This window comes from Belliella alkalica, from assembly GCF_022549785.1.
Classification (GTDB): Bacteria; Bacteroidota; Bacteroidia; order Cytophagales; family Cyclobacteriaceae; genus Belliella; species Belliella alkalica.
The window spans coordinates 331,265-354,072 of record NZ_JAKZGO010000002.1 but is presented as its reverse complement, the minus strand read 5'-3'; the positions used below and the strand labels follow the sequence as shown (position 1 = coordinate 354,072).

Below are 22,808 nucleotides of genomic sequence, written 5' to 3'. Positions count from 1 at the left end.
AAAAAAATCTAACTCCTACTCTTCATCTTTACAATCTCTGATCTCAAATCCAATATCATTTTGGACAAATCCTCTATTGTCATTGGGTTATTTCGATCTTTGGGGTTCGGAAAATCTGTGCTGATAAATGCCTTTGCTTCCCAAATTTCCAAGATATCTTCCCCTTTGAGTTCATATGGTTTGTAATGCTCATTGTCAGATACTAAAAATAACTTGCCATTCTCTTCCAAATAATTAAACACTCGCTTATACACAACTCCCTCTGAAGCAGTTACCAAGATGTAGGTCTTTCCACTTTTTATATCTCGCAATTGGTCAACGTATCCACCAACAATCAAGGTGCCAGGTACCATCGGCAACATGCTATCCCCTGTGATTTCGAAAGCTCGATATGATTGGTTACTTGCCAAATTAGGAAGCCTAAATTGTGGCAATGATTCCATGTAATCTGGATCAGCAAAACCATTTAAATAACCTGCTGAGGCTTTTTGGCCTACCATGGTAATAGTTTCACGGTCAGATTCATCCACAGCAATTGTTAGAATCTTGGTATCTCTTCTTTGAACTGCCTTCCTACCCATCTCTTGAATATCATGATAGAGCAATTCATCCATGGACACTCCAAACAAATCGGAAATCACCTTCAAAGCAGAAAGCTTTGGTTCTGAACGCCCATCCTCATAGGCAGATATCATTGTCCTCTGAACTCCCAGTTTTTCTGCAAGCTCTGATTGGGTGATGTTCTGTGAAGTACGTAGATGTCTAAGGTTTTTAGAAAGCAGCATAAGGTCTTGTTTAAGCAGAGTAAAGATAAAAATTATGATCGTCTTTCATTGGTTGCTTGACCGAAAATGGATTGGCCATTCTTCGCTGCTCCATTCTGCTTTTAATTTCTTCCATAATCTCACCAACAGTCTTTGGTTCATTTACCAGCAAATATCCATACTGAGGCTTTTTCTCATCTTCAATAAAAAATTTTACTTGACAATTACCTGATGGCAAGGTCGTTTGAGTAAGGCTGATTTTAGTGATGTCTTCCATAGCTTTATTGATTTAACAGGAGCTAATATACGAATGTTATTTTAAATAACATATATATGTTTATTAAACAAACTATAATTTGACATCAATTGTCCAAATATTTAATAAATGAGTCTTTTTAATTATTAGATGAAAATGAAAAACATAAATTTTCATTCAAATTGACTTAGCGTATGATAAAGTAAAATAATATGATTATACGCTTCTTTGCTAGTAGCTTTAATTTCAAGGTTGATTGCTTGCTTATGTTCAATATCTACGAGTATCTAATATCAATTAATATCGGATCTAAGCTAAATCAGGCTTTTTTTTAGTTAGTGGCAAAGTTCCGTATATCCATATAAAATGATACTCACCCACTGAAAACAAACTGTTTATTAACTAATTCATATTGACACATAATCTTATCTTAAACTTTTAATTGATGAATACCGTAAGAATTTTTAGACAATTATTTACACACCACAATCCAAAAATCTATGAAAATCAAATTTCTATTATTATTTGCTATGACGTTTAGTTCTGTTGCTTTTGCACAGACGGATGATGAAGACGAAAAAAGGGTCTATGATTATTCAAAAACCAAACATGAGTTGGCTGTTGATGTAAGACCTATTTTCAGTGGAAATTTCAACCCTTCTCTGTTTTACAGAAAAAATTACACAGGACCAAAAGGGAATAACATGGGATTTAGGTTAGATATGAGTTTTAACAATACGTTCAATGAAAACTTGTCTTACTTTCAAAATTTTACATATAATAAAGTAAACAACCTAGATTATGGACTAAGAATAGGTTTTGAAAAACAAAAGTTCATTAATGAAAAATTCATAGCCTATGGTGGTTTGGATCTTATATTGGGATTTTCCAACATGAGATTTAGAGAAAGAAATGATCTGCCATTTGAAAATACCGCTTTTGCAAATGTCGATAATTTTAGGCTAGGATTAGGGAACTTTTGGGGAGTGAAATATCATCTGAACTCAAGATTGAGTGTCTCAGCCGAAACAGGATTTGATGTAATTCACTTCAAAAGAGTAACCAAAACAGCTGAAAGCACAGACAATTTTTCTGAAGTTAACAGACAAGATGGTCTCTCTTCAATATCATTAAACCTTATCCCATTAAAAGCACTTAGAATAGCATATCATTTCTAATGATTCTAACATCAACAAAAAAGCCTCTAAGATTTCCTAGAGGCTTTTTTTATCATCTAAATTTTCCTTTGAGCATAGCCAATTTTGCAGCCAAATCTCCCTCTGCTACTAGAGGATCTTCTTTCTTCTCTTTAGATTTTGACTTCCCCCTTTCTGCAAATGGATCGGACTTCATACTAAGGCCAATCCTCTTCCTCTGAATATCTACTTCCATTACAGTCACCTCCACTTTTTGATTCACTGTGACTACTTCATTTGGATCAGTGATAAACTTATCAGCCAAATGACTCAAGTGCACCAAGCCATCCTGATGAACTCCTATGTCCACAAATGCTCCAAATTTGGTGATATTGGTAACTATTCCCGGTAGCTTCATTCCAACTTTCAGATCTTTCATTTCATTGACACCCTCCTGAAAGCTAAACAACTCAAAACCTTCTCTTGGATCCCTCCCTGGCTTGGAAAGTTCATCCATGATATCTTGGAGCGTAGGCAAACCAACTGTCTCTGAAACATAGTTTTTCAGGATAATCTTGGATCGCAACTCCTCCGAACTCATTAAATCAGTAAGCTTTGCCCCTATATCTTTGGCCATTTTCTCAACCAATTCATACCTCTCCGGGTGCACTGCAGATGAATCCAATGGGTTTTTCGCATTTCTGATTCTCAAGAACCCAGCAGCTTGTTCGTAAGCTTTATCACCCAATCTTGGGACTTTCTTGATTTCTGACCTGCTTTTGAATGGTCCATTTTCAGTTCTGTATGCTACAATATTCTGTGCCAATACAGGCCCAAGCCCAGACACATAAGTCAACAATTGCTTTGAAGCTGTATTGATCTCCACACCGACACCATTCACACAACTCATCACGGTGTCATCCAAAGAATTTTTTAAAGCTGTCTGATCAACATCATGCTGATATTGCCCCACTCCTATTGATTTGGCGTCTATTTTTACCAACTCTGCCAAAGGGTCCATCAACCTTCTTCCGATTGACACTGCTCCCCTGACGGTCAAATCCTGATCAGGAAACTCTTCTCTCGCCACATCTGAAGCTGAATAGATCGAAGCTCCACTTTCATTGACCATGGTCACGATGACACTTTTTGGCAATCCAATGGCTTTCACAAATGCTTCTGTCTCTCTGCTTGCCGTTCCATTGCCAATAGCAATGGCTTGAATTTGGTGTTTCTCTACCAAATGCCTGATGGTAGCAGCAGATTCTGCTGTTCGCTTTTGAGGTTCATTAGGATATATTGCATCAAAGCTCAACAACTGCCCTTGAGGACCTAGACATACAGTCTTGCAACCTGTTCTAAAACCTGGATCGATAGCCATCACTGATTTTTCTCCCAAAGGTGCTGCAAGCAAAAGTTGTCTCAAATTCTCCGCAAAAACTTTGATCGCATCTTCATCCGCTTTCTTTTTGGTGAAAAGTCTGACTTCTGTTTCCATAGAAGGTTTCAGAAGTCTTTTGTAGCAATCTTTGATCGCCATTCGAACTTGCTCCACTGAAGTATTGGCTGCATCTTCCAAGATCACATTTTCCATCAGAGCAATGGCTGACAATTCCTCAGGACAAGAATCCAACATCAAGAAAAGCTCTTTCTCTCCTCTCCTCATAGCCAGCACACGGTGCGATGGGGCCGTTTTCACAGGTTCTGACCAGTCAAAATAATCTTTGTATTTGATGGCTTCGGCTTCTTTTCCCGGCAAAACTTTGGATACAAATGTCCCTTCATTGATAAAGAGATCTCGCATTTTTTTCCTTAGTTCAACATTTTCATTGACCCATTCAGCGATGATATCTCTTGCTCCCTGAAGTGCCTCTTCGCTCGAAGGGACCTCTTTGCTTTCATCTATATATTTCTTTGCCTCTGTTTCGAGGTTTATCGAAGTTTGTTCAAAAATCAATGTTGCCAATGGCTCCAAGCCCTTTTCCTTAGCGATCGTAGCTTTGGTTCTTCTTTTTGGTTTATATGGCAAATACAAATCTTCCAATACAGACATGGTCTCTGCGCCATTGATCTTCTTTTCCAATTCATCAGAAAGTTTGCCTTGCTCTTTGATAGATTTGAGTATAGCATCCCTTCTTTTGTCCAATTCTCTCAATTGGAGCGCTCTATCTCTGATCCCTGCTACTTGCACTTCATCCAAGCTCCCTGTCACTTCCTTCCTATATCTGGAAATAAAAGGCACTGTAGCACCCTCGTCCAACAAGGCAATGGTGTCAGTGACTTGCTTGAGTTTGATATTCAGCTCTTCGGCTATTTTCAAATAATGATCTATATTCATTTTCTTGTATTAAAAACTTCAAAATAGGTGCGCAATTTACAGCATTCAAGTTTGGTATGGAAAAAGAAATCTTACTTATTGTACCTTTGGTCACTAAGGTATTGGTAATGTGATGGTAATTTTGAATTCAGGTATTTGATCGAAATTATTCATTCAAAAAGATTACTCAAAGTTTAAATTACTCAAATCCATCTTGGAAGTGATATTTGTAGATATTGATAGATATTTATCCGTGTTCTTTCCAGTAACCAAACAAAATGATATACTTAAAATCAATTGATGCACTGATACCCTATAACTATTAACATTTGGCATTATGACAAAGAAATTTGATTGGAAAAAAGAAATAAAGAGCTGGGGATTGATTCTTTCGGTGTTTGCTTTTCTTTATTTTACTGGACTGATTACTCCTATTATGGGTGGAGTGCAGTCTCTGCTTCTTTCCACAGGACTAATAAAACCAAAAATCACTTTAGTCAATAAAGAGAATTTGGATTTTGAGTTTACCGGGAGATTTACGGATCAGCAAGGATCAATTATCGATCTGGAAGCTTACCGAGGCAAGACTGTTTTCATCAATCTCTGGGCAACATGGTGTCCTCCCTGTCGTGCAGAAATGCCACATATTTCAGAAATGTATAAGAAAGTCAAAGACACTGAAAACCTCGAGTTTTTGATGATTGCGCTAGACAAGGACTTTGAAAAAAGCAAGAAACTTGTGGATGACAAAGGTTGGAGCTTTCCAATAGTCCATGCGAGCCATGGTCTGAACAATTCCCTCCAATCAGAATCCATCCCCACCACAATAGTCATCAATCCAGAAGGAAAAATCGTCTTCTATCAAGAAGGCATGAGTAATTTTGATACGGAGGAGTTTAGGGACTTTTTAATTGGATTTTAGATTTTTGAAGGTAGATTTTAGATTTTGCCTGGTACTCGCAAAGGAGGCTGAGGTGCAAAGTTGCGCTGAGAGGTGAAGAGAGAAACGAGAGACTAGAAACGAGAGACTAGAGGCGAGAAACGAGAGGCGACCTTTGAGGTTTCAAAAAACCTCGAAGGTCTTCATGATAAATAGTTTAGGAGGGGGTTAGAGGGATTTTAGATTTTAGATTTTAGAAGGTAGATTTTAGATTTTGCCTGGTACTCGCAAAGGAGGCTGAGGTGCAAAGTTGCGCTGAGAGGTGAAGAGAGAAACGAGAGACTAGAGACTAGAAACTAGAGACTAGAGGCGAGAAACGAGATGCGACCTTTGAGGTTTCAAAAAACCTCGAAGGTCTTCATGATGAATAGTTTAGGGGCTTTTTAATTAGGATTTTAGATTTTGGAAGGTAGATTTTAGATTTTGCTTGATACTCGCAAAGGAGGTTAAGGTGCAAAGTTGCGCTGAGAGATTAGAGGCTAAAGTAGAAGCTGTAAGACAAATTTAATTTTTGACTACGTCACCTCGATCCCGAAAGCATTCAGGAGAGAGGTCTCGTCCTGTTTTTAAAACAAGAAAGTGAAAAAAGAAGTTGGAGTGTGAAATTCAGTAAGAGATTTCTCCCCGTAATTCTACGAGGCAGGCTCTTCTAGTCGGAATGGAGAAGCGAGACAGAAGCAGGGATGAGATCAACCCCGAAGGGGTTAAACTTTGAATAGCCCCGGATTGCTATCCGGGGATCAAAGTCGATGAGCGAAACAACAACCCCGAAGCGGGTTGAACTCTACTAATTGTAAGAAAAAGTGTCAACTATTTTCAGGACAAGACAATGATTTGCCTCTATAAAAAGGACATAAGTATAAAAAGCATCTAATAACATCCTTCTCCAAGATGTCAGCCAACTTTAAAAACTCACAACCTTTGAACATTCTAACCTTAATAAGGATCCACATCCACCACAACCCGCACACTCCTGAATTCCTTATTTGCATACATTTCTTCTAAGATCAATTGCAGATCGTGTTTGAAAACTGCCTGTGCATTTCCAGACTTATCTAGCTTCACAAGACTTTCGAAAATATACTGATTTTTGATTTTACCTATCAGACCCTTTTCAGGCCCTAGCATTATTTTTTTTACCTGAATGTCATTCAGCAGATTATGTAAATGTCGGGCAGCTTTTTCCGCAGTTTTGTAATCCTTGTGCCTTGTGGAAATTTTGACCAACTTGACAAATGGTGGATAGAAAAACTTCTGCCTTTCGGTCATGTCTTGGACGTAGAAATTCTTGTAATCACCCTGAATCACTTTTTCAAAAATGTAATGGTCGGGCTTTCTACTTTGGATCACTACGGTGCCCCGCTTTTCCCTTCTTCCTGCCCTACCAGCTACCTGCGTGATTTGCTGAAAGGCCCTTTCCCCTGCCCTGAAATCAGGAAAATACAAAATCCGATCAGCATCCAAAATACCAACCACAGTTACTTTCTCGAAATCAAGCCCTTTGGTAATCATCTGTGTACCCACCAAAATATCAATATTTCCAGCCCCAAACTCTTCCAATAAACGCTGATAACCATATTTACTTCTGGTAGTATCCAAGTCCATCCTTGCGACCCTCGCCTCTGGAAATAAAAGTGAAATATTCTCTTCGATACGCTCAGTCCCCAAACCTACAGCTGCCAATTTGCCACTTCCACAAGCAGGACAGATTTTCGGTACTTTCTCCTTGAATCCACAATAATGACAGCGCATTTCTTCCCCAAACTGATGATAAGTCAAACTCACATCGCAATGCTCACACTCTGGAATCCAGCCACAATCCTCACAGGAAATATATGGCGCATAGCCTCTCCTATTCTGGAAAATCAAAACCTGCTCCTGCTTATTCAATGCTTCCTGTATCTTTTCCCGCATCAATCTGGTGAAATCAAGTTTGAGCAGATTTTTCTTCTTATCCACCAAAATATCCGAAAGGAAATACTCTGGCAATTGCGCTTCTCCATATCGGCGATCTAGCTGTACGTAGCCATATTTCTTCGTTCTGGCATTGTAGTAACTTTCAAAAGATGGTGTCGCAGAGCCCAGTATGGTCTTAGCCTGATGGAGCCATGCCAGCATGATGGCAGCATCCCTCGCCTGAAATCTCGGTGCAGGATCATATTGCTTGAATGAAGCTTCGTGCTCTTCATCCACTATCACCAAACCCAAACTATCAAAGGGCAAAAATATCGAGGAGCGTACTCCTACCACAAAAGAAAACTTCCCACTGATGACTCCATTCCAAACCTCCACACGCTCATTGTCGGAATATTTGGAATGGTACACACCCATTTTGCTCCCGAATACTTTCCTCAACCTGCCAACAATATGCGTGGTAAGGGCTATCTCGGGAAGAAGCAAAAGGATCTGACTGCCACTTTCGAGGGCTTCTTTGATCAGCTGAATGTAAATCTCTGTCTTTCCACTTCCGGTGATCCCATGAAGCAAAGTCACCTGCTTGTCTTCAAAAGCCTCCTTGATCTCTTGCATCGCGAGCATTTGCTCCTCTGACAAGATGATCTTTTCATCACTTTCCTCAATCTCCTCAAACCGACTGATTATCAATTTATATTCCTCCAAAACATTGTTTTTAATCAGTGTTTTGATGGAACTCATGGATAATCCAGCATCTGAAAATGCTTTTTTATCCAAACCTTTTGTATTCAATTCCGGATTCTGATAGACTGGAATTTCCTGCAAATATTTGAGTAGGATTTCTTCCTGCTTAGGTTTGGAATCAAGCTCTTGGAATAGGCTTTCCAATGCTTTTTTATCTTCAGCATACTCTTTTCTTAGACGGATTCTTGTCTCTACTTTTGGAGTATATTTATCTTTTACTTTTTCGAATACGATAATCGCTTCTTTGATCACCAAACTTTTGATGATTCCATGGATGGTTTTGATACCGAGCAATTGCTCACAATCTTCATAACTCAACTCTTCCCTACTAGCTAAAGCCTGTAGGATGACCTCTTCCCTATCATCCAAAGGATACATGGACGTCTCAGAATCATACGCCGGATTGAGTTGGATCTTACTTTCGCTGCTCAGCTTCAGTCCAGAAGGCAAGGCTGCATTCATCACCTCTCCGATATGGCAACAGTAATACTCTGCCATCCAAGCCCAGAACTTGATCTGAAGCGGATTGACCATGGCGTAGGTATCCAAGACATCCAAGATAGGCTTGGCTTCATATTCCTTGGGAGGTTTTTGATGGACCTTTCCAATGATGCCAGTCAGCACCTTTTTTTGACCAAACTGCACCATCACCCGATATCCAATCCCAATATCCTCAGAAAGACTCCTTGGAATCTTGTAGGTAAACATTTTGGGAATGGGTACAGGCAAAATCACATCAGCAAACAGCCTAGATTTCTCATCCTGAGGTTCGTAAGTATCTCCAAATAAACTTTCCAAAAATATAGTCTTTAATCAAGTTCTCATTTTGGTCTTGGGAAAAGACCCTAAGGCAAATATAGGGAAATGGAGTTGGTGAATATAGATTTTAGAGGGGAGATTTTAGAGAAAAAGAAGCGAGAAGCTAGAGTCATCAGACAAAAACTCGCAGTACAATCAATATTGCAGAGATAAGCTAGGGATAGTAAATGTGGGTTTTTATTCTAGAGCATAGTGGATTATTGATTCATTAGTCAGAGTTCAAAATTCATAATTTAAAAAATGTTGAATTTTGAATTTTAAATCCCACTGTTTTAGGTCTCTGACTAACATTATCACTTCGACAAAACAAAAAGCCTCTTAACTTAAAATGTAACCTAATATATTCTATTTATCTTAACACCTAAAACAGCCATCTCCACCAAACGTATCTATTCCCCAAACAACAAAAAAAACCATCTGCCGAGTCCTGAAAATACTTGACGCTTTTTTTTCAATTGAAGAGATTCAACCACTTCGTGGTTGTTGGCATCATCATTGACTTTGATCCCCGGATAGTAATCCGGGGCTAATCGAAGTTTAACCCCATTCGGGGTTTATATTCTTTTTTTTCTCTGACACTTTTCCTATTTCACCCTTCCTACTTCATCCTTTCCCCCCTCCTACTTCCTATGATCCACCTGTTTTCTTAGCTGATCCATTTCTTTGGAAAAGTCGAAGGATCGGCTGAGGCGTTCGAGTTTCTTTTGGAGGTTTTCGAGGAACTTCATGTGGGCTGGGCTGTCGGGATTGAAGGGTCTGTGGGCGAGTTCCCTTCGGATGTTTTCTACTTCCACGATGGTCGGGTAGGTTTTGGAGTCTATCCAGGAATTCTTGAATCTCTCCCAGATATAATCCTCAGCCTGCTCTGTGGGGTGAATCATATCTGATTTGTAAAAGCGATAATCGCGCAGTTCATCCATCATGATCTCGTAGCTCGGAAAATAATGTACAAAATCAAAAGATTCCGCAATGTCATTGCAAGCCAATCTCAAGAGACTTTTGCTCAATTGATTCTCAGGAATACCATCTTTGGTATGGCGCACTGGACTGACTGTCAAGATGATGTTGACATTTGGATTAAACTCACGGTACATATTGATGAAACCAATATACGTTTTGTGGATTTCGTCTAAGTTGAGGAGTCTTTTTTCAAATAGTCCCGAAGGTTGCTTATGGCAGTTGGCAACAATCTGACCGGAGGAACCATATTCATAAACCCAAGCTGTACCAAAAGTGATGATCAAGTGACTGGCATTTTCCAGTTGTGTTTTTGTCAGTTGCTGCTTTTTGTGGATCATTCTTTCGAGAGAGTCCTGACTATATCCCGAAATATCGGAGTGCATCCCAAAATGAAGGTACACGCCATCACGAACCAATACCATATCTGTATTGACCGGCATTTCGAGCAATGCATCTTCCAAAATCTGCGTGATGGAAATAGGATTGAAAATCGTCCCAAAAGGATTGTTTAGCACATTGAACTTTCTTTCATGGAGTTTTTCACCTATCATGGTAGAGAAACAAGAACCTACAGCAAACAACGAAGATTGGTGATCGATCTTCGGCTGGGCTTCGGGGATATCAAAAGTAGTAGTCCATTGCATTTCCTAAAATTAAGGAGAATCATTTGATATAGACAATTGTTAAGGAAAATTTATGGAATAAGGTTTATATAGGGTTTGAAGGTTGAAAGGTTTTAAAGTTGTAAGGTTGAGGTTTATTTAGGGTTGGAAGGTTGGAAGGTTATAAAGTTGTAAGGTTGAGGTTTATTTAGGGTTTGAACTTAATTGTACAAACACCGACCGTCCACAAAGTGGTCAAAGTTCAAAATACTGTGGCCTTCGTGGTGAAGTCGAAGGTGAAACCTGTGGAAAATTATATTCCGAACTGGTGGTAAGAGATGATTCAACTCCATTCGGAGTTGGTTGGGACGACTCATATGATTCTTTTTTCCCCGCATGGCAATGCGGGGCTAATCGAGGTTTAACTCCTTCGGAGTTCACGGGGGCATTTCCGTGATCGTTTTTACCCCCACATGACATTGTGGGACTAATTAAGGTTTAACTTCCCGTACCGATAGTCATCGAAACGGGACAGGCTCTTCGGAGTTGACACTACACATGGAATTCTAAATTTTGATCTTCATATAGCAATATGGGGCTTATCAAGATTCATTTTACCGCAATCCTGCGGGAAAGGCTCCTTCGAAATGGGAAAATAACTTTCTATTCAACATCAACAATTTGGTATTCCTCACAAACGTTCCCGAACGGGAACAAATCTCGATTAGCCCCGAGTCGCCACTCGGGGTTAAAAGAATCAAATAACGCACCCTAACAACTCCGGAAGGAGTTGAATTTAGACCATGAATAGCCAAGATTTGTACCCTTACATTATGCCTCCATAGACTGTATCCTCATAATCTACCCATGGACTGTATCCTCACAATCCACATATTTTATGAAATACTTCAAGAAAAAAATAAAGGTCTGTGAGGACACAAACCTTGGAAGTAGAAGTAAAAAAAGGCCTGTGGGAACACAGACCTTAAGGTATTTCTTAATGAAAAAGACATTAGTGAAAAGTTCTAACAACAAATCAACCAATAACTATTTCACTTAATACTCAATCAACCATTAACTGATCAACCATTCTCTTTCACCCAGTTAAATGCATTGACAAATGACTCTACCCAAGGGGTGATTTCGTCGTCCATTCTTTCTGTAGCATAGTGTGGCCAGTTCCATGGCTTAAGGGAACGTTCGATATGTGGCATAATGGCTAAGTGTCTTCCGTCAGCAGATGCTATTCCTGCTACTGAATGGTCTGATCCGTTTGGATTTCCTGGATAAGCTTCATACGAATATTCCATACCAACATGATAAGCTGATTTTTCTTTCGGCAATGAGAATTTACCTTCTCCATGTGCTACCCAAACACCCAGTCTTTGGCCTGCCAAACTTTTGAACATCACCGTTTCGTTTTGCGGAATGGTCACATTCACAAATGATGACTCAAATTTATGGGATTCATTGTGAAGCATTTTTGGCTTGACATCATGCTCTGGCGTCACCAGACCCAACTCAACCATCAGCTGGCAACCATTACAAACACCCAAACTCAATGTATCTTTTCTAGCATAGAATTTATCCAATGCCTGCTTTGCTTTTTCATTGTAAAGGAATGCTCCTGCCCAACCTTTTGCAGAACCTAGCACATCGGAGTTGGAGAATCCACCTACAAAAACAATCATCTGCACATCTTCCAAGGTCTCTCTTCCTGAGATCAAATCTGTCATGTGTACATCTTTGACATCAAAGCCCGCCAACCAAAGCGAATATGCCATTTCTCTGTCACCATTCACTCCTTTTTCACGAATGATTGCAGCTGTTTTTCCAGATTTTTCTTTTCTATATGGGTTTAGGCTGAATGAATCAAATGTACCCTCCCATTTGGAATCAAATGTATAAGAAAGAGTCTGTGATTTATAATTTTCAAACCTCGCCAAAGCAAGCTTATCTCCTGACTGCTTTTTGTCCAACAAATAGGAAGACTTGAACCAAGTATCTCGCATTTCTGCAACATCCAACTCCATATCCAAGCCTGTCAATTCAACTTTTCCTGTCATATTCACAGTAGCCAAAGCCACGTAATCTATGCCATGATTCGCCAAGACTGCTCTTGTTCTCTCTGGATTCGCTACCTGAATCAAGACTCCAGGATTTTCTGCAAACAATGATTTCACAATATCATTTCCAGCCAACCTATCAGTTTTCACTGTTAACCCGACTTTTGAAGATGGGAAAGTCATTTCCAAAAGCGCAGTAATCAAACCTCCCGAAGAAATATCATGACCTGCTAAGACCTCTCCTTTTTCGATCAACTTCTGCAAAGTCATAAAGGCTTGACCAAAATAATGATTGTCAACGACATCAGGAGTTTCCGAACCTACTTTATTGAGGGTTTGATGGAAACTGGAACCTCCAAGTTTTGGAGTGTCTTTTGAAAAATCTATATAAAAGACCTTGCTGCCATCGATTGGCTTCAAGTCCGGGGATACAGTTTTGTTGATATCAGAACATTCTCCAATAGAAGAAATAATGACCGTCCCTGGAGAATATACAACTTTCCCATCAGGGTATTTTTGTGTCATCGAAAGGGAATCTTTTCCTGTAGGAATATTCACTCCCAAATCTATCGCAAACTCACTGACAGCTTCCACTGCTCTGTAAAGTCTGTCATTTTCACCTTTGTTTTTGGCTGGCCACATCCAGTTGGCACTTAGGGAAATCCCTGCCAAACCATCCTCTATCGGTGCCCAAACCAAATTGGTCAATGCCTCAGCAATTGCCAATCTCGATCCTGCCTCTGGATTTGCCAAAGCAGCTATTGGCGCGTGACCGATAGATGTTGCGATGCCTTTGTTGCCTGTGAAGTCAATCGCCATGACGGCAACATTGTTCAAAGGAACTTGAATCTCCCCTACTGTCTGCTGCTTGGCAACTCTACCTGTCACAGAGCGATCGACTTTATTTGTCAACCAATCTTTACAAGCCACAGCTTCGAGTTGAAGTACTTCGGAAATATATTGTTTTAGATTCTGAACTTCATATTCTGATTCAGCGAAAATTGCATTTCCTGAGTTGTCCTCTAATATTGTCTTCGGTGAGCTGCCAAACATGTATGAAAGATTCCAATCAACTGGCTTTTCTCCTGTATTTTGATTCTCGAATTTGAAGTGCATATCTCCTGTAGTCTCACCTACTACATAAAACGGAGCTCTTTCTCTGGCAGAGATTTTCTGTAGTAGTTCCAGATTTTTCTCTCCTACGACCAATCCCATTCTTTCTTGGGATTCGTTACCTATGATTTCTTTGGAAGAAAGTGTTGGATCGCCCACTGGCAATTGGTCGATATGGATCGTTCCTCCTGTAGTCTCCACCAACTCGGAAAGACAATTCAAATGCCCTCCAGCTCCGTGGTCATGGATGGAAACGATTGGATTTTCGTCAGATTCAGCCATGGCACGAATCACATTCATGACACGCTTCTGCATCTCAGGATTGGACCTTTGGATGGCATTCAATTCGATGGCATTGGAAAACTCACCGGTCGCCACAGAAGAGACAGCACTTCCTCCCATCCCAATTCTATAATTATCACCACCCATGATGATGATTTTGTCTCCTTTTTCAGGATCATTTTTCTTACTATACTGACTTCTAGTGAAACCTACACCACCAGCTAGCATGATCACTTTATCGAAACCATGCGCCTTACCATCTTCCTCGTGCTCGAATGTCAAAACAGAACCAGAAATTAATGGCTGCCCAAATTTATTCCCAAAATCACTTGCTCCATTAGATGCTTTGATCAGGATATCCATTGGGGTTTGGTAAAGCCATTTTCTTTCAGACAAATCCTTTTCCCAACTTCTACCTTTCTCAGATCGTGGATACGAAGTCATATAAACTGCTGTTCCAGCCAATGGGATAGATGCAGTTCCTCCTGCCATCCTATCTCTAATTTCTCCTCCAGCACCTGTAGCAGCTCCATTGAATGGCTCAACTGTGGTTGGGAAATTATGAGTTTCAGCTTTGAGGGAAATGACTGTTTCTATTGTCTCTGGCTCAAAAAAATCAGGTTTATCCTGTGTTTTCGGCGCAAACTGCTGCGCTTTTGGCCCTTTTACAAAGGCTACATTGTCTTTGTAAGCGGATACTATCCTATTTGGATGTCTTTTGGAAGTTTCTTTTATGAGTTGAAAAAGTGTTTTTTCTTTTTCTTCTCCATCAATGACAAAAGAGCCATTAAAGATTTTGTGTCTGCAATGCTCTGAGTTCACTTGGCTAAATCCAAAAACCTCAGAATCTGTCAAAGGTCTTTCCAATTGCTTGGAGACATTTTCTAAGTAATCCACCTCTTCTTGGCTCAATGCCAAACCTTCAGATAAATTATATGCTTTGATGTCTTTTACTTCTACGACTTTTTCAGGCTCTACATGAATATCAAAGATATCCTGATCCAACCCATTATAAGCTGCCTGCAGCATTGGATCGATGCTGTCATTGTCGGCAAGTGGAAAATACTCTTCTATTCGGACTATGCCTTGTATTCCCATGTTGATGGTGATTTCTACGGCATTTGTTGACCAAGGAGTGATCATCTCTTTGCGAGGTCCAGCAAATTTCCCTGAGACTTTATCTGTCTTGATTTCTTCGGCTTCGCCAAAAAGCCAAATTAATTTTTCAATATCAGATTTTTGAATTGGATGTTTTGATTGTACTGCGTAAATAACCGCTTGTGGGGATTGGAAAAAGAGAATCATGTCCTGAGTTTTGGATGTCTTTTTTTAAGAAGTCCCAAAGGTACACAATTGCCTGAAAAGTATAAAGAAGAAATGAGGATTGGAAAATTGAAAGATTATAAAATTTTTAGATTTTTGATTAAGACTGACAGCCTATTGATTTAGGTTGATGCAATTGAGTTTATTGCATCTGGATTTGATTTTAAAATTGAAAGAATAAAAATCTGTAGAGAAGAAGGTTACAAAGTTGGAAGGTTTCAAAGTTTTAAAGTTTTAAGGTTGACTAGGGTTTTAGATAAGGGAATTAGGTAAATTGTTTATACGGAATGACACCAGTAATTTGAGAAGAGAGTTCTCCTTGATTCATTTCGATCCACCAGAGGCGGACAAGTTATCAATTGATATTAGATAATGATCTAAATCAAACATTAATACTAGAATTATAACGTTACCCCATGGACTTTAAATCAAAGATTTATCTTTCCTACACTAAGCGACCTTTGGGTAAACCATTGTGAACTTTGTGGTGAAAAAACTTCACCACAAGGAACACTACGAATGTAAAAAGACGCAAAAGTCTTCACTAAATGGTTGGAAATTTTCCCTCAGCGTTATATCCGTGTCAATCTGCGATGAAGTCTTACTTTTTCACCAAAACCACCCTAATTTTATCAGCTTTTTCGACTTGATCCAAAAAAGCCACATAATCATTGTACTGATTTGCGGGAAAGACTCCGTCATTTAAAACAAACTTTCGGTTGTAAATGAGTTTTCCCCCATCATTTTGGAATTCAACCTGATAGTTACCAAACTGATTTTCAAGATTGATTTTCTCAGGAACACCTTCAATTTGATATCCTTCAGGTATTTGGTATTCAAATTCATCTTCATCGACAAAGCCCATGATTCTTTCAAAATCAAATTTTCTCTCTGTTCTTGACATCCTCAATCCTGATGAAAATGCATTTAACTTATTTACTTCCAAGAAAATCCTATTCCCTGATGCATTTGCAAAATTTCTGGAAACAACTGTTGCTTCTGTATCAATTTGTGGATACAAACCTTTGTCTACATAATTGAAATTCAGATCAGACACCTCCATAGACGGAAGGGAAATATTTTCGTTGAACCACTTTTTCTTCTGTTCATTTGATTGATTATAGATAGAAAGCAGATTTGAATTTTCAGATTGTAGGCCTTCATTAGACATGAATAGATTCAGATTTGCAGATCCATTTTCATTCAAGGTCACTTTGGCTTTGATCGTTTGTCTATTTTCTTCCACACCATATTTTGGTGTTTTTGCAAGTACACCACCCTCCTCAGAAATCAACAGTGCATAACGATCCGACGTGAAATCACTCAGATAGCCAAAAGGGTTGGTTTGGCTAGTACACTCCAACCAAATGGTATCATTGGCGATAGGTACAGCTAGGATGGCGTGATTAAAATAATGTTTTGGAAACTCTTCATAAGTGGCTTTTTTTCTAGCGCCACCGTGAATCAATGCATAATGGCTTTTGATCCCTGCTTCTTTGAGTAATGCACCCATGTAATTTGACAAGGCCTTGCAATCTCCATAAGAATATTTCTCGACTGTAGAAGCCTCAAAAGGCATTAAACCGCCAATTCCAAGCTGAATACTTACGTATCTTGTTTGTTTTTGGAGATATTGATAAAGAACCTTTGTCTTTTCAATATCAGAATCTACATCAGCCGTTAATTCCTGTACTTTTGCTTTTGTAGCAGCTGAAAGCACATCTTTTCCTTTATTCAATTGATAAATCCAAGCACCAAAGGACTCCCACGAACTAAGGTCCCCTACAAATCCATCATAGCTGAAGTATGTAGGTGCGGCATGAAGAATAGGAATGAAATTTTCTCCTTGCTGCATCATGGGTTCAGCTTTGATTGGACCCAAATCGGAAAGTGCCCATTCAGATTTCAATAAATTATTTTCGAGCTTGGGCTTTTTATCCGGGTCTATATTTGCTGATTTCGAGAAAAAACGGATCTTTTTATCCTGTGGATACAAGTAGGTGACAGTTGCAGATTCCACCGGTACCATAGGCATCGGTTGTGGATACCATGAAGAAATGTAATACAAATTTGGATACTGCACTTCGTATTCAAATTCCACAGTGTAGGGGAATTTGTACTGCTTCATATCTAAAATTTTCTGTCTATTATCTTCATAAATTGAAAAAGAACTGAAATTGCTATAATCTTTGATGTCAGATTTTTTTGATTTAGCGATTGATTTCCCACTTGCATCATAAACGATGGCAGAAAGATTTTTAAATAAAATCCCCTTACTATATCCCACTTCCATCTCTGCCAATGAATTGGCCTCAGAATTTAAAATCGTATACGCAACCTTAACTTTTCTGGAGATCCTACCTTGATCATCTACTATGTTAGATTCATCTGACATACGAACCACTGCGGAAGATTCCTTGATCCATTCTGGTTTTATCTTTACAATACTGTAATCTTGGCCAAAGGAAACTGAAACAGCAACAAATAATAGGAATACAAAAACGATAATAACTTTTCTCATTTCTATTCTGCAATTTTCTTGAAAACAATCATTTGTTTTTGCTTGGCAGATATTGCACTGTAAAACTCTTTCAATTGATCATATTTATCAGGTCTAAAGAAGGTTTGATTCACCTGATAAATAAAATTGATTTGAATTTTACCGTTGGCTTGGATACTTGACATGTAGGAGAACACAATGTCTTTTTCTTCAAAATAACTTACTGAAGACTGCGGCAACTCCTCTACAGCAAACCCCTCAGGAACATCGATAAACATAATTACATTGTTTTTTCTTCCGTAAACAAAATCAATAGGAAATTGCCTTGAGTCTTGCTTAAATGGGTTTTCGGAAAGATACAGGTCATCAAAAACATTTAGATAAATATAATCTCCCGACAATTCCAGTCCTGAATTACCAGATAGCTTATACTTTTCAACGAAAGGTAAATGTCTGTTCTCTGCATTTTCAAAGCTTGCATCTATCACTTCCCAATCCTTAAACATATCCTCAAACTCAATTAAAAATTTATCTTCACCATTTTTAGAAAGACTTTTTTTCAATTGGGCAGCTTTATATCCTACGATCCTTTTGCTTACATCTACCAAAAGTTTATCCTGATCAATGGAGATGTTTATCATCGAAGTTTCACTGATTGGATTTAAATTTTTCATATCGATCCAATGTGAATTTTGATCGCTTACTACCCATCCATTTAGATTTATGACGTGCGTTGGTGTCATTCCAACTGGTAAAGAGCCATCTGTGGCATCAAGTACTATTTCTTTGTCATTCAACTTGACTGCTGCGGTGACATAGTTCAATTTATACATCAAGGGATTTGTCGGATTTAGAAACCCAATATCTCTTGTGCTACTAACTATAGGATTCGCATTCAATCCAGCTTCTCTTAAGAAAGCTATCAAGATAAAATTGATATCAGCCACACTACCATTTCCTTCTTCATATACTTTTTCTAAGCTTTTTGTAGGATAAATCCCTCTTTTGCTGTTCCATACCACTTTGGAGCTGATGTGATCCATGATTGCAGCTATTTTTTCTTCATCAGTAGAAGAATTTTGGATCAAGGATGGGACTATGTCTTTGGCAAATTTCACTCTACCCAACAACCTTCCAAAATCTTCGTCGACTAGTAATTCTTCTGACATAAGTTCCCAACTTGGAGCCACATTTTGTCTTGCACTATTTGGAAATTGAATATGTTTCAATTGAAACTCGACCTTAGTAGCGTAACTCCTAGGGTTATCTACATATGGTTCCGGTCTCAAGGCAGGCACATTGGCAGCAGCCCAATGATATAGGTGGTTAGTAAAATCTACAGCGTTAGTGGTTGTTTCATTTGTTACAGTATATCTATTGTTTACTCTTTCAGAACTTACCCAATTAACCCTCCCCGCAGCAGTAGATTTACTGTTAATACTATATGGCGAACCACCTTGACTGATTTGGGAATATGAAAAATACTCAGGATGCTCGAGCTTATATTCACTCCATAAAGTAGGAATCTCATCTTGGAACTCCCATTCACGCATATAATTGTATAAATCAGAGTTGATTTCATAAGAAATTTCGATAATCGATCCTGCCTTGACATTCGGCATTGATATCTTTGTGAGATGAAAAACTGAGCTAGCTTTTTCATCAAATATATTTTCCTTACCTAATTTTTCCTTTGTAACCTTCCCATCTTCAGAAGCATTGTAAACAAAACCTTTTACATTAAAAACCTTGTCTGTTCTGCCTGAAATATTATAATATGGAATAGTCATATCTGCAAACCTTACTCCGTCCTGACTCAAAACCTTCACTACTTTATGGATTTTGTAATTGATTACAAAACCATTAGATGCATTGAAAGTGAATTTTGTTTCTCCATAGTGAGATAAGACCAATGCTTCAGCTTCAGGATCTTTGTCGTAAGATTTCATGGCAACAAGCTCGTCTGGAATCTTTCCAAATTTTAAAGCTTCATTTTGTGCATTTACAAATTCTGATTTTATAGAAAAAAGAACAAGCAAAAGAATAACTAGTGTAGAATTTCTATTCATAAAATTTAATTTTTACGTAAAGTAAATACTAAAAACTAAATATCAAATAGCAAATAATTATATTAAAATTAATTATTTGAAATTTTAATTAACTGGAATATTTTCGAAAAATTTAGAGATAAAAAAAGCCAGCAATAGTCAATTGCTGGCTTCTCTAATTAAAATTTATTTTTAAATGATACTTGGATATTTTGATGGATTAACTTCATGCATCATTCCATATATTTTCTCAACAACATCATCGACAGATGGTTTGGAAAAATAGTCTCCATCGGATGAATAAGCTGGACGGTGAGCTTTAGCTGCAAGTGTAGCAGGTTCAGAGTCTAATTTGTAATATGCTTTTTGATCTTCTATAACTTGCTGCATCATAAAGGCGGAAGCTCCACCCGGAACATCTTCGTCTGCAAAAAGAACCCTGTTTGTCTTCTCTATGGATTTTCCTATCACTCCTGTGGTATCGAATGGCAACAATGTCTGCACATCTATCACTTCGATATCTATTCCCATAGTCTCCAGTTCCAAGGCAGCTTCCATAAGGATACGGCACATGGATCCATAAGTAACCACTGTCATATCAGTTCCTTCTCGCAAAATCTCAGGAATACCTAAAGGCACTTTAAATTCCCCGATATTGTTTGGCATTCTTTCTTTCAATCTATAGCCATTCAGACACTCAATCACCAAAGCAGGTTCGTCGGCCTCCAAAAGGGTGTTGTACATACCCGCTGCTTGTGTCATATCTCTTGGAACACAAATCAACATTCCTCGAAGTGAATGAAGCAACATTCCGATTGGTGAACCTGCATGCCACACACCTTCAAGTCTATGACCTCTTGTTCGAACTATCAATGGTGCTTTTTGACCTCCTTTGGTTCTGTATTGCAAAGAAGCGACATCGTCTGCCAAAGTCATCAATGCATAATAGATATAATCTAAATACTGTATCTCAGCCATTGGGCGCAAACCACGAAGTGCTGCTCCAAGCCCTTGACCAATTATGGTACATTCCCTGATACTTGTATCTGTCACTCTCAATTCGCCATGCTTCGCCTGTAGTCCAGAAAAAGCCTGATTTACATCACCAATTTTCCCTACATCTTCACCAAATGCAAAAAATCTTGGATCTCTTTCCAAAATAGAATCAAAGCAAGCCTGCAAAATCTCCCTTCCATCTACCAATGGAGCCTCTTCATCATAACTTGCAGATAGTGCCTCAATTTTTTCAACACTAAAATCTGACTGACTGTACAAATGACTGTTGTAGCGATCTTCGTTTAGCTTTTGTTGATTCAGATACCATGATTTCAAGTCAGATTTAATTCCTTCTGAATCCATCCTAGTAAGCCATAAGGCTCTCCTTACAGAGCTTACAACATCTTTTCGTATTGGATTCATCGTTTTACTCAATTCATCAGCAACTTGAAGAATTGTAGCTTTATTCGATGAGTTTTCCGCCACCTCTTTTATTAAAGTAACCGCCTCTGTCAACTCGGTTTTTATGCTTTCAGAAAAAGCTTTCCAAGCAGCTTCTTTTTCGGATTTCACATATTGCTTTGCTTCTAGGTCGATCTTGTCTAGAGTTTCCGGTGTTGCTACTCCCTTCTCAATTAAAAATTCCCTATACTTCAATATACAATCATGATTTTTCTCCCATTCAAGTCTTTCTGCTGATTTGTATCTTTCGTGTGATCCGGAAGTTGAATGACCCTGAGGTTGTGTCATTTCTATGACATGGATCATCACAGGTACATGCTCTTCACGTGCTATCCTTGCTGCATTTTCAAAAGCTCTATCCAAACCTTCATAATCCCAACCCTTCACTACAAAAATTTCATAACCTTTTTGGTCATCATTTCTCTGCAAGCCTTTCAAAATTTCAGAAATACTTCCCTTTGTAGTATGATATTCATTTGGAACAGAAATGCCATATCCATCATCCCATACAGAAACTACCATTGGAACTTGAAGTACGCCAGCAGCATTGATGGTCTCGAAAAACATCCCTTCAGATGTTGAAGCATTTCCGATGGTTCCCCATGCCACTTCGTTTCCTTTATCAGAAAACTCCTTAAGTTCGTGGAGATCTTTATTTTCTTTAAATAACTTAGAAGCATAAGCTAATCCCAATAGCTTTGGCATTTGGGCAGCTGTTGGAGAAATATCAGCAGAAGAATTTTTCATCTCAGCCAGATTTTTCCATGTTCCGTTATCATTCAAAGATCTGGTGGCAAAATGTCCATTCATCAATCTTCCTGCTGATGCTGGATCTGCTTCTACATCCGTGTGGGCATAAAGCTGCGCAAAGTATTCTTTGACAGTCAACTGATCAATGGCAAACATAAAAGTCTGATCTCTGTAGTAACCAGAACGGAAATCACCTTTCTTAAAATATCTTGCCATAGCAAGCTGAGCGAGTTCCTTTCCATCACCAAAGATTCCAAACTTTGCTTTCCCCATGAAAACCTCCTTTCTCCCCATAAGAGAAGCTTGACGGCTTTCTTGAATAATCCGGTAATCATTTAATAACTGCTCCTTATTTAGAGCTTTAGGGTTTCTATTTTTAGATAATGTTGCCACCTCTGTCATAATTTTGTAATCTTTAAAGCTAATTTGGGTCATTGCGCTTGTTGTCCAAGTATTTCAAAAATAAATAATTTTGTTATCTATACAAACTCACAGACAGAATAATTTCAGATAAAATCAATAATTTATTTTGAATATAATTATCAAAAATCTTTTAAAAAAAATAAAATTCTGTATAAGCATTATTTTCAAAATTAATTAAACATGATATACCTATATTACCAATGTATATTACAGTGTAATATGATAGAAATAAAATATCAAAATTTTAAGTTTAAATTATCTTAATTTTAAAATTAAATTTAGAAATTCATCGATTGATAAAATTAAATTTCAAATTGACATCAATTTCATATTCGAATCAAAATAAGTACACTGAATTTGAATTAGAATCCTATTCCATTATTATATTTGTCA

The 22,808-nt window shown here is 38.3% G+C and carries 11 protein-coding genes; 2 read left to right on the top strand and 9 right to left on the bottom strand.

Annotation, left to right across the window (positions count from 1 at the left end; genetic code table 11):
- Positions 1-8 precede the first annotated feature (8 nt).
- Both MM213_RS03645 and MM213_RS03640 read right to left on the bottom strand, forming a co-directional pair.
- Complete coding sequence (locus MM213_RS03645; protein ID WP_241410149.1) at positions 9-785, bottom strand: XRE family transcriptional regulator; 777 nt, start codon at positions 783-785, stop codon at positions 9-11.
- A gap of 10 nt (positions 786-795) precedes the next feature.
- Complete coding sequence (locus tag MM213_RS03640; protein WP_241273712.1) at positions 796-1,041, bottom strand: hypothetical protein; 246 nt, start codon at positions 1,039-1,041, stop codon at positions 796-798.
- 479 nt (positions 1,042-1,520) lie between these two features.
- Between MM213_RS03640 and MM213_RS03635 the strand changes: the two genes are divergently transcribed.
- On the top strand, positions 1,521-2,198 hold the full coding sequence (locus MM213_RS03635; protein WP_241410148.1) for a hypothetical protein: 678 nt from the start codon (positions 1,521-1,523) through the stop codon (positions 2,196-2,198).
- 52 nt (positions 2,199-2,250) lie between these two features.
- On the opposite strand, the gene MM213_RS03630 is transcribed toward MM213_RS03635, so the two are convergent.
- Positions 2,251-4,494 carry a Tex family protein gene (locus MM213_RS03630; RefSeq protein ID WP_241410147.1) on the bottom strand — a complete coding sequence of 748 codons (2,244 nt, stop codon included), beginning with the start codon at positions 4,492-4,494 and terminating at the stop codon, positions 2,251-2,253.
- Positions 4,495-4,810: 316 nt separating this feature from the next.
- Between MM213_RS03630 and MM213_RS03625 the strand changes: the two genes are divergently transcribed.
- Positions 4,811-5,395: a TlpA family protein disulfide reductase gene (locus tag MM213_RS03625; RefSeq protein ID WP_241410146.1), complete on the top strand. Its 585-nt coding sequence runs from the start codon at positions 4,811-4,813 to the stop codon at positions 5,393-5,395.
- 954 nt (positions 5,396-6,349) lie between these two features.
- On the opposite strand, the gene priA is transcribed toward MM213_RS03625, so the two are convergent.
- From priA to MM213_RS03595, 6 genes are all read right to left on the bottom strand, one after another.
- Positions 6,350-8,869, bottom strand: coding sequence for a replication restart helicase PriA (gene priA, locus MM213_RS03620; protein WP_241410145.1), 2,520 nt, complete (start codon positions 8,867-8,869; stop codon positions 6,350-6,352).
- 641 nt (positions 8,870-9,510) lie between these two features.
- Positions 9,511-10,494: a GSCFA domain-containing protein gene (locus MM213_RS03615; protein ID WP_241410144.1), complete on the bottom strand. Its 984-nt coding sequence runs from the start codon at positions 10,492-10,494 to the stop codon at positions 9,511-9,513.
- Positions 10,495-11,534: 1,040 nt separating this feature from the next.
- Positions 11,535-15,218 carry a phosphoribosylformylglycinamidine synthase gene (gene purL / locus MM213_RS03610; protein ID WP_241410143.1) on the bottom strand — a complete coding sequence of 1,228 codons (3,684 nt, stop codon included), beginning with the start codon at positions 15,216-15,218 and terminating at the stop codon, positions 11,535-11,537.
- A gap of 619 nt (positions 15,219-15,837) precedes the next feature.
- On the bottom strand, positions 15,838-17,757 hold the full coding sequence (locus MM213_RS03605; RefSeq protein ID WP_241410142.1) for a DUF3858 domain-containing protein: 1,920 nt from the start codon (positions 17,755-17,757) through the stop codon (positions 15,838-15,840).
- Between the two features lie 2 nt (positions 17,758-17,759).
- Positions 17,760-19,805 (bottom strand): DUF3858 domain-containing protein, encoded by a 2,046-nt coding sequence (locus MM213_RS03600; RefSeq protein WP_241410141.1) that lies wholly within the window; start codon positions 19,803-19,805, stop codon positions 17,760-17,762.
- A 171-nt stretch (positions 19,806-19,976) separates the two neighbouring features.
- Entirely contained in the window at positions 19,977-22,394 is a 2,418-nt protein-coding gene (locus MM213_RS03595; RefSeq protein ID WP_241410140.1) for an alpha-ketoacid dehydrogenase subunit alpha/beta, read from the bottom strand.
- Positions 22,395-22,808: the final 414 nt, after the last annotated feature.